13 protein-coding genes and 2 tRNA genes are annotated in these 13,207 nt (G+C 42.9%); 11 read left to right on the top strand and 4 right to left on the bottom strand.

The window, feature by feature from the left end:
• Positions 1-9 precede the first annotated feature (9 nt).
• Positions 10-750: a hypothetical protein gene (locus NWF01_12000; protein ID MCW4025732.1), complete on the top strand. Its 741-nt coding sequence runs from the start codon at positions 10-12 to the stop codon at positions 748-750.
• Between the two features lie 15 nt (positions 751-765).
• On the opposite strand, the gene NWF01_11995 is transcribed toward NWF01_12000, so the two are convergent.
• The gene (locus tag NWF01_11995; GenBank protein ID MCW4025731.1) at positions 766-2,556 is read right to left on the bottom strand and encodes a B12-binding domain-containing radical SAM protein; all 1,791 of its coding nucleotides are present in this window, start codon (positions 2,554-2,556) and stop codon (positions 766-768) included.
• 294 nt (positions 2,557-2,850) lie between these two features.
• Positions 2,851-2,974: transfer RNA gene (locus NWF01_11990), tRNA-Leu, on the bottom strand.
• A 331-nt stretch (positions 2,975-3,305) separates the two neighbouring features.
• Between NWF01_11990 and NWF01_11985 the strand changes: the two genes are divergently transcribed.
• Positions 3,306-3,677: a hypothetical protein gene (locus NWF01_11985; protein ID MCW4025730.1), complete on the top strand. Its 372-nt coding sequence runs from the start codon at positions 3,306-3,308 to the stop codon at positions 3,675-3,677.
• 67 nt (positions 3,678-3,744) lie between these two features.
• On the opposite strand, the gene NWF01_11980 is transcribed toward NWF01_11985, so the two are convergent.
• Entirely contained in the window at positions 3,745-4,203 is a 459-nt protein-coding gene (locus tag NWF01_11980; GenBank protein MCW4025729.1) for an SRPBCC family protein, read from the bottom strand.
• Between the two features lie 227 nt (positions 4,204-4,430).
• Here NWF01_11980 and NWF01_11975 point away from each other — a divergent pair, with 227 nt between their 5' ends.
• The 3 genes from NWF01_11975 (at position 4,431) to NWF01_11965 (ending at position 5,814) form a co-directional block, all read left to right on the top strand.
• The gene (locus NWF01_11975; protein ID MCW4025728.1) at positions 4,431-4,931 is read left to right on the top strand and encodes a hypothetical protein; all 501 of its coding nucleotides are present in this window, start codon (positions 4,431-4,433) and stop codon (positions 4,929-4,931) included.
• 183 nt (positions 4,932-5,114) lie between these two features.
• Positions 5,115-5,221 (top strand) — tRNA-Arg (locus NWF01_11970).
• A 38-nt stretch (positions 5,222-5,259) separates the two neighbouring features.
• Positions 5,260-5,814: an NAD(P)H-dependent oxidoreductase gene (locus tag NWF01_11965; protein ID MCW4025727.1), complete on the top strand. Its 555-nt coding sequence runs from the start codon at positions 5,260-5,262 to the stop codon at positions 5,812-5,814.
• Between the two features lie 45 nt (positions 5,815-5,859).
• Here NWF01_11965 and NWF01_11960 read toward each other — a convergent pair whose 3' ends face one another.
• Positions 5,860-7,206 carry an MFS transporter gene (locus NWF01_11960; protein MCW4025726.1) on the bottom strand — a complete coding sequence of 449 codons (1,347 nt, stop codon included), beginning with the start codon at positions 7,204-7,206 and terminating at the stop codon, positions 5,860-5,862.
• A 238-nt stretch (positions 7,207-7,444) separates the two neighbouring features.
• On the opposite strand from NWF01_11960, the gene NWF01_11955 reads away from it, so the two are divergent.
• The 6 genes from NWF01_11955 to NWF01_11930 all read left to right on the top strand — a co-directional run bounded on the left by NWF01_11955 (position 7,445) and on the right by NWF01_11930 (position 13,205).
• Entirely contained in the window at positions 7,445-8,203 is a 759-nt protein-coding gene (locus tag NWF01_11955) for a cache domain-containing protein (protein MCW4025725.1), read from the top strand.
• 141 nt (positions 8,204-8,344) lie between these two features.
• Entirely contained in the window at positions 8,345-9,121 is a 777-nt protein-coding gene (locus tag NWF01_11950) for a P-loop NTPase (protein MCW4025724.1), read from the top strand.
• A 14-nt stretch (positions 9,122-9,135) separates the two neighbouring features.
• Positions 9,136-10,245: an ABC transporter substrate-binding protein gene (locus tag NWF01_11945; protein ID MCW4025723.1), complete on the top strand. Its 1,110-nt coding sequence runs from the start codon at positions 9,136-9,138 to the stop codon at positions 10,243-10,245.
• Positions 10,246-10,324: 79 nt separating this feature from the next.
• Entirely contained in the window at positions 10,325-11,377 is a 1,053-nt protein-coding gene (locus tag NWF01_11940; GenBank protein MCW4025722.1) for an acetylserotonin O-methyltransferase, read from the top strand.
• On the top strand, positions 11,377-12,459 hold the full coding sequence (locus NWF01_11935; protein MCW4025721.1) for an iron ABC transporter permease: 1,083 nt from the start codon (positions 11,377-11,379) through the stop codon (positions 12,457-12,459). Before NWF01_11940 ends, NWF01_11935 begins: the two co-directional genes overlap by 1 nt.
• Positions 12,453-13,205: an ABC transporter ATP-binding protein gene (locus tag NWF01_11930; protein MCW4025720.1), complete on the top strand. Its 753-nt coding sequence runs from the start codon at positions 12,453-12,455 to the stop codon at positions 13,203-13,205. The genes NWF01_11935 and NWF01_11930 overlap by 7 nt, the downstream gene beginning before the upstream one ends.
• Positions 13,206-13,207: the final 2 nt, after the last annotated feature.

Here is a 13,207-nt window from a genome sequence, read left to right as displayed (position 1 = left end):
GTGAAAAATATGACTTTAATTGAATATAATACCAATCAAACCCTCAACACAACGATTAATCTTCCAAGTGATGGTCTCCTTAGAGGTGTCGGCAGCAAACAAATCGTCATAACCTCAACCGCTAACCCAATTATAAGCGTAAACTCTAATCTCGCCGAGAACTACAAAAGCGCCGTAATCGAAAACGTGATTCTATGCGGAAACACCTCAAACATTGGCATTCTCCTTGAAAACATCTACAACTGTCAAGTCAGAAACGTCACCATCGTCAACTGTGATATCGGAATCAAACTGATCTCAAGCGATGGCGGCTGGAGCCAATCCAACCATATACAACATGTTCGCATGTCTTACGTGAATAAAGGCATCCAATTTGCTCCCGGGGCAACAAACAATTTCGGGTTTACCCACATAGAAGATGTAGGTATATCTTTGAATGATACTGCTAATCTAAGAGGAATTGAAATCGGCACAGGCTGCAAACCTTACGCCTCTTTCATCAAAGCAAACGTGTGGTCAAGTCAAGCCTGCACAGGCATGTGGGTTGATGGCGAAATCAAATATTGCCTGATAAACTTTAATCACGAAAAATGCACCGCAGGCGCAGGCGGAAACGGAATCTACCTCGGCCCAAACGCATCCATTGGCAGCAACATAAATCAAAGCTTCTTCTTAGCTGCAGGCAACCTCTCAACGGCAGTAAGCAATCCATATAGCAAAGCAAATGACATAGTCTCCAAAACCTACTAGCGCTCTGGCAAAACATTACTTTTTTATTTTTTTAGTTGCTAATTTTTGTAGAGTCCATGCTAAACCTTCTGTTCCAACTGCGGTGAAAAGCCTAAAGGTGTTCCAGATTTTTTTGACACTTAAGGAATGGGAAAAAACCAAAACAAGCCGCTCAAGAATATGTGACTTTTCGGGTTCACTTAGCCACTTCAAATCAACCTCAAGATGTATGGTGGCATCAGCTTGTCTTCCTTTTATGACCCGTATGTACTCAACATCGGTTTTACTGGTTTTAAACACAAAACTGGTGGTTTTATCTTCCAGGTTTAATGTGCATTGAATTGTTTGTGTACCCAATATGCTAATGAACCGTCTCATTTCTAAGACATTGTGTACTCCAACCGACTGAGTATATGCTTCTACTCGTGGGTCTATGTACGCCTCAAGAAACGTCGCTATATGCTTTTCAAAATTATCCTTCTGCAGGGTTGTTCCATTATTAGCCATGAAACCAAGATTTAGCACTCTTTCTTGAGCGAAATCAACTATAGCCTTTTTTTGCTTAGTTCGTTTTTGTGAGACTTTTTCGTGGTCAATAAATGTGTCCAGATTCCAGAATTTTGCCATGCAATACGTGGCCATCTCTTCAATTTTCTCTTTTGACAGATGCTTAGTTTTGTATACTGAATGCATCTCATCAAAGTTGTCCCAGTTAGTCTCAAAAATTAGGTCTTGTTCAACCATTTCCTTGTAAAAGTCTGTGCCTGGAAAAGGCGTTGCAATACCAAAAGCAGCACCAGTTAACCCAATATCTTTAGCATAAGTTGGAAACATTCTGATTTCTTCTTCCGTTTGCTCAGGCAAACCTATCACAAATGTTCCCCCAGCTCTGCCCCCGTTTTCCCGTATGTTTCTAGCTGCTTCGCCGTGAACCTTGCTGGTTATGCCTTTCTTTGTGGACTTTAAGTCTTTAGCATTTGGGCTTTCGATACCCATTTCAAAGCGGCGTATGCCTACTTGACACATTTTCTTTACGATTTGCGGATGCGCTGCCATTGCATCTGCTCTAACTAGGGCACAGAATTCCATTTTTAAATCATGTTTCATCATTAAGTCGCAGAGGCGGTCGACTTGTTTGGGGTTTCCCATAAAGTTCGGGTCTGCAAACATGACATTCACAGGTTTTCCTTTATGAAACTGCGCCATCTCCAAGATTTCTTTCATCACGTTCTCTGGTGACCTTGTTCTCAAATAACCTTGGCTCATGCTTGGTTCACAACAGAAACTGCACAGTCCATTGCAGCCTCTATACATCGTTAATACATCGCAATCTGTTACGCGGTCTTGGCTTTTGTAAGGATATTGTCTTAGGTACCTCGCGGGAAAAGGGAGTGTGTCGAGGTTTTCAATTCTTTTTCGGTCCTCGTTATGAATTATTTTTCCGTTTTTCTTATAAGAAAGTCCTAAAATATTCTCAAAAGAACCTGTCTCTACCAGTTCTTTCATGGTGGCTTCGCCTTCTCCGCGAACAACTGCGTCAATTTGTGGGTAGGAAAGCATTAAGTCAGTAACACTTGTTGGGTGGTAGCCACCTACAACTGTTGGTAAATTGTTTTGTTTAGCAATTTTTGCTAAGTGTAACCCTTGGTTGTGTTCAGCGGCGGATAATGTGATGCCGATGAGGTCGGGATTGTAGAAGTTGATGATGTCTTGGAATTTTCTGTTGTCAAGTTCAAGGTCAACTATGCTGACTTGGTCAACTGCGTCTTTGATGTATGAGGCAATGTATTCTAAACCTATAGGTATTAAATCAAAAGAAAAACTCAAGCCCTTTCTCCCAGAAGGTTTTACCAGCAAGATTCTCTTAAATGTCAACAGGAAACGCCAAAGTTAACTCGGGCAACTGGGCACCAACACATAAAAATCAATCGCACTATTCCGCTTATTTGTGTTGAACCTTTCGGAAAAATAATGCAGGCGTCTTAGCAAAAAATAAAAGTTGAGAATTTTATTTTGCTACAGGGAGTAGATCTACCCCCACAGAACTTATCTTTTCTATATGTAAAAAGGTTTCAAAAATACTGTAAGGGTTCGCCAGGGATGAACCCCAGTATTTTTTGGTGGTGGCGGGGGTGGGACTTGAACCCACGAAGGCCTGCGCCAGAGGATCTTAAGTCCTCCTCCATATCTTAGGGGCAAATGTTGTATCTGGCCGCCCATTTAGACCTGGCTCGGATACCCCGCCACCTCGCGCTATTCTTTTGTGCGTTGGTCTTGTTTAAGGGTTTTGTTTAGGGGAACATAATTTTTTTGGTTTGCAGCAGAAATCAATGGGTACTGCAATTCCCATGAAAAACCCTGTTGGTTTGGCTCGAAAATCCATCATACAAACCTCCCCTCTTAGGGCTTTTTAGACCCCTCTATGGTTTCTGCATTGACTTTCTAATAGGCTCCAAATAGACTTTGACCTCTCTCTATCGTTTCTGCATAGGTTGGCTATTAGGCTCCAAATAGACGGCAAATAGGTCAGCGCTCATCTTAAATAAAACGCAACCCAAACCTACCTGGTGAACTAATTGACCTCACACTATATGCTATGTAATGTGTCATACAGTTTTGAGCAGCTTTTTGATTACCTAGGCAAATATTTTGGTGGCATCCACACCCAAGCTTGGACTACATCAGAAGGCAGAGTTGCAGTGGTTTTTGGGGAATCCTATTTTTTTAGAGTAAACGGTACCGCCGCGGTGCTGATGATTCTTAAAGAAGCAGGCGCTGCCCAAACGAGCTTAGAGATTATTTCCAGTGCGGGGTCATCGGGGATTATGGGGCTTTCATTGGGTACACACGGCGCCTACGTCCACAAAATAACTGATAGTCTGCAACGTGCTGGTATGAATGTTGAGGTTGTGAAAGAAATAGACAACTACGAAACCTATCAACCATAGCATCACAGATAACTCGGTGTCTGAGGCAAAATTAGCTGAATGTGCACCTGATTAAGTTTCAATCGTTCTAAGCCGGAATTTCTACGTTCTTTTCTTCAATTATGTTTTTTGCGTTTTCTAGCCAAGAGTCCATTTCTTTCTCTACGTCTTTTCTTACTTTTAATTTGTCAATTATTCTGCCTAAGTAGGAATATGGAAGTTCGTATTCGACAATATGCGTTAGTATCGTTCCTTTACTGGTTGGTTCTAGAAGCAGAGTGTTTGTCATTTTGCTGGGTTTGTCGGTGTGCCATCTAACTTTTTTGTTTTCCTCAAAATCAGTTAAACGCATATCCCACTCCATATTAGAGCCTCCATGTGTTCCAACAAAATGAGCAGTTGACCCAACACCCACAGGTCCTTTTGAAGTATAATGAGCCTCAGTATAGCCAGAATGAGCAGCATTCATCTTATCAAAATCATTTACAAACCTGAAAACATCTTCGGCTGGTCGTTCAATTTCAATGCTTTTTGATAATGTTCCCACAAGTATCACCTCTTTAAGTTCAAAAAAACCAAGTTGAAAGGAGCTCAATTGGACTTAAAAAATTTATGTCAACTCAGCATTTTCAAAATATCTGCTTAAACAGGCTTTCTTTGTCTTTTTTGCTTTAACAGGGACTTTTCTTGGTTTTGAGAAGCGATAGCTGAAGCGAAACTTAGGCAAATCTTATTACCATTAACAAATCAAATTACCACTTGAGGTAAAGGTTAGTGAAAAAATATCAGTTAACTTTTATCGTTGCTTTTGCGTTATCATTAGGATTGACGCTTCTATCCATGGTCGTTAGGATAGTAACCCTTTCCGTGTTCTTTAGCAATATTGAAACTGCCGAGTTTTCGACAATTTCCTCATTAATTAACCGGTTGTTAATCTTATTTGGGCTTGCAGTATCTTTCAGTGTTTTTTATTTTCTATCAAAACGAGCAAAAATCATTGTTATGAAACCAACAACTTTAGCATTGTTCACAGGAGTTTTTCTAGGTTCTTCAATCCTGTATATGTGCGACTCCGTATTTTATTTTGTCGTTTTTGGTAGTCATTTAGGCTCAACCCTTGTGGCTCTTGAATATCATCTCCTCCAAATTTGGGGTTCTTCAGTATATGGTCTTTGGTATTTCTTCCCAGCCTTGACAGCCTTATTATTTGTTGAATTAAGGGAAAAGAAATCAAACAATAATTTGCCCGAAGAGACTGTTCAAGGGTCACAATAGATTTTGGGTAATACCCAAATTATTTGTTAGTTAGCACATCGTCTTTTTTTGTTTGTTGTGCAAAAGAAGAGTCATTGTGTGCGAGGAGGGTGTACTCGCTACCTGAGAGTGTGGTTTTTCTTTTTGTTGGTTGTCGATAGGTTTTTGTTTATCTAAGTTATGTTTAGCTATGCTATTTGGTGTGGGCGAGTAGCTCAGTACGGATTCGCAGAATCCTTTGGTTTTGCGCCGCAGAGAGCACCAGCCTCCTAAGTTGGGGGTCGAGGGTTCAAATCCCTCCCCGCCCGCCATTCAGTTAACTTTTTCATAGGACGTAAACATTTTTTGGGTGCCAGAATTTATTGGTTCATTGAAACAATTTTTAAAAGCATTATCTGACAAAAGTGTTACACAGGAGATAAGAAAGTTGGTAAAAGTCATAATTATTTATGATTCACAGACAGGAAATACACAAACAATGGCGCATGCAGTTGCTGAAGGTGCACGAGAAGTTGGAGTGGAAGTTATTGTTAAAAATGTTACTCAATCAACAAAGAATGACTTACTTGATGCCGATGGCGTTATACTTGGTGCTCCAACACATTACGGGCTAATGTCTGCGAACATGAAAGCATTCATCGATAAAAGCGAAGTATGGCAAGAACTCGCTGGAAAAATTGGTGGTGTATTTACCAATTCAGCAGGCGTTGCGTCTGGTGGAGAAACAACACTACTTTCAATGATAATAGCAATGTTTATTCACGGTATGGTCATCCCTGGCAGAGCAGACGATATGCATTATGGTGTTGCCCTAACAGGAAACCCCAATCAAGAAGGAATTACACACTGTAAGGCGTTGGGCAGACTTGTCGCTGATTGGGCACTAAAACTAAATGCTAATTAACAACAATCCGGCAGGTCAAGGATTCAAATTTTTCTCGTCCACCGTTTATCCTTGCTTTTGACAATCGTCGTTTTTGTGGTGGTTGAATAGTTCGTGGGTTGATAGGTTGATGCTTACCTTTGAGTTTTCTGTCAAATATAGCAGCAAAGCCGACACCACCAAGACTGCGGCTGAAACGATAAATGTCACATGAAAACCCAAGTAGAAGGACAAAAACCCTGACGCAAACGAACCCAGCATTGTTGCGGCGCCCGCTAATGCGCTGTATACGCCAAGGGCTGAACCGTTACGTCGGGGGCTAAGAGAATTGAAAATCATGGTGTTTGAGGCGGTGTAGTAAATTGCGTAGGCAACTCCTGCAGCAAGCGCGTACATGACCAAAGCAGGAATTACCAGCCAAGCCCCAGCTAAAAAGTAAACAAAAACACCCGTTAAGCCCAATGCAACAGCTCGCAACCCCATGCCTACAATGGCGCTTTTTACTGGCGACTTATGTTCCGTGTAGGCTCCTGCATACCTGAAGGAAATTATCTGCACAATCATGCCGCCCATCATAACTGAGAAAACCAGCAAGCTCGATACGCCGTTAATTTTTAGGGCTGGAACCAGGGCAGTGTTAAAGATGCCTGAGGAGAGGAAAAACCCAAAAATCGCAAGATACAGCAAGTTGGTGTATCGCAGTAATCCACGGGGCATTTTTCTGAAAATGCGTTTAAAATCGTGTGCGCTTGGTATTTTTAGGAATAAGTATGGTAGGTGGTGGAGGCGGTGGAAGAAGCTGTGTTTGTCCATAACCATCATTTGTCTCTCAAACACCATTGGGGGCTCCTTAATTAGAACCGCTGATAGCCCTGTGGAAACCAGCGAGGAAACCGCTAAAGGAATAACAAGGTACTCTATGGGAATACAAAATGACCATATCATCCCCAAAAGTAACCCCAAAGTTTGTCCAATGCTAGACATCATTGAAAATGCGGCAAAGGCAGATGCCCACTTGGGTTTTTTTTCGGTTTCCATAACCAGCAAGTTAAGAGGTGTAGTTGAAGCCATTATGGCAATAGAGAACAAAGCATACAAAACAGAAACCCAATACGTTGTGCTTGCAAACAGAAATAACAGCAAAAGCAGAGGCGTTACCAGAAAACTACACATTACCAAGAGTTTTCGTCGATGGAAACGGTCCACAACAAACCCCCAAAATAGGGCAGCTGGAATGCTCACCGCATTAAAGAGGGTGATTGCTAAGCCGACTTCCACGACTGTGCCGTTGAGGTTTAAAATCAGCAGTTGCACCAGTGTTGAAACGGGACCTAACGCGATGTTGAAGGGGAGTACAGCGCTAACCCACATGGGTCTATGGTCACTTTTAAAAAAACTTGCGTGCAACTTCAAAAGCTCCCCTGCAAGAAAAAGAGCCCTATCTCTTCACATGTTACCGCTAACATCATGTTAAAAAGAGCAAAGCAAGCAAGATAATTAAAAATTTTCTTCACACAAAAACCGAAAGAAGCATAATCTATATAGGCTCCAACGTCACCTTCGTGGTTCATAATCCTTCTCGTCTGTCAAGACTTGCTGTAGTTAATGATATTAGGCGTGATTGCGCTAAACTGTTAAAGGGACACTTGAAATGGACCGGAATCGTTTAGTGTTAGGAGTTTTGGTTTTAGTTTTGGCTTGCGTTCTTGTCGCAGGTTTTGTTAATCAAACTCAGCAGACCAACCAGAAAGAAGCAGTAAAATCGCTCGTAATAGAAGCAGCAGACCTAATCTCAACCGATGGCGAAACCGCTTTCTCACAGTTCAGAGTAGAGGGCAGTCACTGGTTCCAAGGTGACACCTACATCTTTGTATGGCAAACCGATGGGCTTCGACTTGTTTATCCACCAGACATAAGTGGGGAAGGCAAAAACATGACCTCACTGTTAGATGTAACGGGAAAGGCGATTGGGCAACTTTTCATAAATGCTGCACTAAGCGAAACAGGTGAGGGCTGGGTGGATTATCAGTGGCCTAAACCCGGAGAAACCACACCCTCAGTTAAACACACCTTCATCAAAGGCGTAGAGCTTAATGGTGAAGTTTTGCTTGTAGGTTCTGGCTTATACGTTGAAGACTATGAGGCTGTTGTGGCGCCGTTGCAGTATGTGGCTGTCGTGGTAGAAGGTGTGATTGCTGCGTTGGGGTTGATGTTGGCGGTTAAGAAGAAACGTTTCTTTGGTTACGGCATATTCTTGACTTTTGGCATCTATGTGTTCTATGATTTGGTGCGATTAACATCCACAGATGTTTCTAACGCCGTTATGTATCCTGTGTTTTTTGTGGCGACGTTGTCTATGTTGTGGGTTGCCGTTTTAATTTATAGGGAACATAAGCGTTCTGTTTCTTGAGTTGAGGGGTTTTTGCCCCTTTTACTTTGGTTTTTAGCGCTTTTTTGCAGGTTGATATGGTAATACTGTTTTTAACACTAGTAACACTAAAATAGGTGTTACTTAACTGCTAAAAAGTAATACCAAAAGAAAGGTGAACAAATGCCCAAAATCCTAATATGCGGAAAAGGCGGCAGCGGAAAAAGCACAATAACAACCCTAATAGCAAACAACCTAAAAACCCAAGGCTACAAAATCCTAATCATAGACACCGATGAATCAAACTACGGACTAAGCGTCCAACTAGGCCTAAACGACCCCAAAGAACTACTAGACCAAATAGGCGGCAAAAAAGCCATACTCGAAAAAATGTTTCTCGCCCGAGGCACCGGTGAAAAAGCCGCTCTATTCACCGAAAACTTGCAAATAGACGGCATACCCACCGACTGCGTCTCAAAAAAAGACAACCTCTACCTGCTCCAAATAGGCAAAGTCAAACACTACGGCGAAGGCTGCGCATGCCCCATGGGTGGACTCGCACGCGATTTCCTAAAACACCTCCAACTAGACACAAAAGATGTCGCCCTAATTGACACTGAAGCAGGCGTAGAACACTTAGGCAGAGGCATGGTAAGCGAAGTCGACTTGGTCTTAGCCATCTTAGACCCCTCCTACGAGTCCATAAAGTTATCAAAGAAAATTACGGACATGGCAAAAGAGGCAGGCAAAAACGTCTATTTCATTCTCAACAAAGTTGACGAGGCAACGGCAGAAAAAATTGCTTCCAAAGTAGGTAAACAACAGGTTATTGGGTTTATTCCCTTTGACACTCCAATTCAAGAAAAGGGCTTAAACGGTGAAGTTCTCGACTTGGAGCTTCCCCAAATTGCCCAAATTACAAGTTTTCTTCTCAATGTTTTAAAAAAGGAGCCTAACTAAGGGAGGTGATATGTATGAATAAAACTGCAATTTATGCAATTATTTGCGTTGTTATACTCGCTGTTTCAGCTGTTGTGGCTTTAAATTATCTTGGTTCATCCTCAGGTGGGCCTTCTTCAGAAACACAGGAGGTCACTGATATGGCTGGTCGCACCGTTACTGTTCCCACTGATGTTAACCGTGTTATTGCGTTGAATTATGGCGGTTTACGTTTGATTACTTACATGCAGGCAAGTGAGCTTGTTTGCGGAGTTGAACAAACAGAACTAACAAACACTGGTCGTACCTATGCGATGGCTCATCCTGAATACCAAAACATAACTGTTGTTGGTCCGCAATTCGGCGGTGACCCTGAACTCATTGCTTCCCAAACTCCAGACGTGGTCTTCATAACCGACCAAACAATTGATAATCTTGATTCACTCCAAAGCCAAATTGGAATACCCGTCATTGGCATTGCCTACGGTGGATTAGATACTGAGGAGAATCGTCAAGATTTCTACGACGGCCTCAACCTTATAGGCCAAATCCTACACAAAGAAGATCGAGCTACTGAAGTCATAAACTACGTACAGGGAATCCTTGATGATTTCGATGTACGAGTATCAAGTATATCTGATGCTGACAAGCCATCAGTGTACATTGGCGGGCTTTCCTCGCGTGGTCTTCACGGATTCACTTCAACAAGCGCCTCTTATGCACCATTCACCTTAACCAACTCTAAAAACGTGATTACTCTTGAGATGGCAAGCAACTCTACACAGGTAGTAAACGTAGACGTTGAAGCGTTGCCAGACCTAAACCCTGATGTCATATTCCTTGATTACGCTGGATTGTCTTTATGCTTAGATGACATACATAACCACATGGATGTGTACGGTCAACTTGACGCCATCCAAGACGGCAAAGTCTACGGTGTACTCAGCTACAACAACTACGCTTTGAACTTTGATGTTGCCCTCGCAGACACTTACTATGTAGGCACAGTGCTCTACCCCGATCAATTCTCAGATATAAACCCACAAGAGAAAGCAGATGAAATCTACACGTTCCTATGCGGTGCACCGCTCTACGACCAAATGGTTGCCAATTATGGACCCTTTGGCCCAATCAATGTTGAATGAGGTAAATAAAATGAAATCTCCCTTTTTTCTTTCTTTGTTGTTTCCAATCAATGTTAAAAATTTAGGAATGTGATAAGAAATGAAAGATCCCAAAACATTACTGACATCCCCCTCGCCTGACTCCAAAGTTCTCTCTGCCCTGCTGGAGAATTCAACGGAAGGGCTCAAAATATCTTACCTAATAACAACTGCATGGGAAATTGGGCTGTTTGAACACACCACATCACCCAAAAACCCCAAAACAATAGCTCAAGAATTAGGCGGCTACCACGAGACTATGATGGGCCTGTTTTGTGACGCTTTAGTAGAGGTTGGCTTGTTAACCAAACAGGATGATACCTACCTAAACGCATCATTAACAAGCACATACTTATGCCGTAACTCGCCCCATTATCTTTCTCAAATTCTCAAAAACACCCAAGCAAACATAAACCGCTGGACACAACTTCCACAAATCATAAAAAATGGTCCTCTCCCCCACGTCAGAACAGACTTTTTTAACGAAAACTGGCTAATCGGCATCGCAGAATGGGCAGCCGCAGGTGCAGTAGCAAACACTTTACGTGTTGTCTCAGAGCATATTGACCCTCAACCTTGGCGGCGACTGCTCGATTTAGGCGGAGGGCATGGCTTGTACGCTATTGCTTTCACAGCTCTAAACCCAAACTTGGCCGCATACGTTTTTGACCTTCCAAAAATGATGCAAGTTACCCAAAAATACGTCAAAGAATACGATGCTCAAAGAGTACATATTTTACCCGGTGACTTCTACAAAGACAGCATCGGGCAAGATTATGACGTGATTTTTTCATCGTTTAACCAAAGCTGCAGTGACCCTAATCTTTTGGGTAAAATGGTTGAGGCTTTGGTTCCTGGCGGTTATGTGGTTCTGCGTAGGTTCACGGATGCCTCGAGGGAAGGTGCCCTGAAAACTTTGGATTGGAACCTTTTGGGCTTTGAGGGCAAGAAAATCGGTAGTAAATCACACTCTTCCGACGCGGTTATGGATCAAAAAACATACCTAGAGCAGTTGGAAAACATGGGGCTAAGTTTGCTGGGTACTTTTCCTTTGGATAAAATGTCTGAAATCACCATTGCACGTAAGCTTTTGAATGGTGGAAGCAGAACCTGATGGCAAATAATAAACAAGACAAGACAGATATCGCCAAAAACGCCTCCGATTCTGGCTACACCAAATATGTAGGCAAAAAAGTCCTATTCATAACCATCTGCGCGGTTGCTTTGGTTGCAATCACACTGGTGACCTTGTGCATAGGCTCGGCGAATCTTTCTGTCACGGAGGTTTTAAACCAGATTCTCAGCCAAAACGGCATCGCTTGGAGCATTCGGCTTCCCCGCGTGCTGGTCGCCGTGGTTGCAGGTGCCATGCTTGCAATTGCAGGGGGCGTTATGCAGTGTTTGCTTAAGAACCCGCTAAGTGAACCTTACACTTTGGGTTTAAGCCAAGCCTCCGCGTTTGGCGCCGCATTTGCTATTGTAGTTTTGGGTGCGGGTGCAATGCACAGTAATGCTAAAGATGCAGTGATGATTAGCAACCAGTACACAGTCACAATATGCGCGTTCTGCTTTTGTATGATATCTACCACTATAATTCTTGCGCTCACACGCTTAACCAAAGTATCACCCGAATCCATTGTGCTCTCAGGTGTAGTGCTAGGTTCAATCTTTGCTGCGGGAATGACTGCTGTTCAATACTTTGCCAGTGACGTTCAAATCGCCTCTATCATCTACTGGACTTTCGGAGACTTAAGCAGAATAACTTGGAGCAGCCTGTCATTGATTATAGCGGTTTCTGTGCCCATCTGCATCTATTTCATGTATAACCGCTGGAACTACAACGCCATCGACGCAGGAGTTGACACCGCAAACAGCCTGGGCGTAAACGTAACACGCCACATAACCGTCGGCATGGTGCTCGCCTCACTTACCGCGGCAGTAATTGTTTCATTGATGGGCATAATTGGTTTCGTAGGTTTACTGGCGCCACATATGGTTAGACGAGTAATCGGCTCAGACAACCGCTTTGTGCTTCCCGCTTCTATGCTGGTTGGCGCATTAATTTTGGTGATATCTGACACGTTGGCACGGACGATTATTTCGCCGCTGGTTTTACCTGTGGGGGTTATCACCTCGTTTATGGGCGGACCATTATTCCTGTATGTTCTCATCAGGGGGTACAAAAAGAAATGTTGAAAATTCAAGACATAGAGTTTTCCTACAAAAACGGCACCTCAGTCCTAGATGGCGTGGAATTAGATGTTGGCATACATCAGGTTCTGGCTATTTTGGGACCTAACGGTGTAGGAAAATCCACGCTCCTAAAATGCATCAACGGACTGCTGAAAACCAAAAAAGGCAAAGTGTTCGTGGACGGCGAGGACATCTATAAACTGAGACGCACTGAAGTAGCAAAACGCATCGGGTATGTGCCGCAACGGGCGGATGTGTCGCAGATTACAGTGTTTGACTCGGTTTTGCTGGGTAGAAAACCCCACATTACTTGGGACGTATCTAAAAAGGACATTCAGATAGCTAAAGATGCCATAACCCAATTTGGCATGGATAGCCTCTCATTAAAATACATCGACGAGATAAGCGGTGGAGAACTCCAAAAAGTGCAAATCGCCCGCGCCCTAGTACAGGAACCTAAGGTTCTGCTTTTAGATGAACCCACCAGCAGCTTAGACCTCTGCAACCAGCACCGCATCATGGCTACATTGGTTGATGTAGTGAAAAATGCTGATTTAACTGCCATCATGACTATGCATGACCTTAACCTTGCATTGCGGTACGCTGACAAATTCCTTATGCTCAAAGACGGCAAAATCTTCGCAGCAGGTGACCACGACGTAATCACGCCTGAAAATATTGAGGCTGTGTATGGTCTTCCTGTTAATGTGGAGACTTATCAGGGCAGACCTCTGATAATACCCTGCTGATT

It is taken from the genome of Candidatus Bathyarchaeota archaeon, from assembly GCA_026014585.1.
In the GTDB taxonomy this organism is placed as follows: domain Archaea; phylum Thermoproteota; class Bathyarchaeia; order Bathyarchaeales; family Bathycorpusculaceae; genus Bathycorpusculum.
Note: the sequence above shows the minus strand (reverse complement) of the source record. Positions and strands in the feature narration are given on the sequence as shown.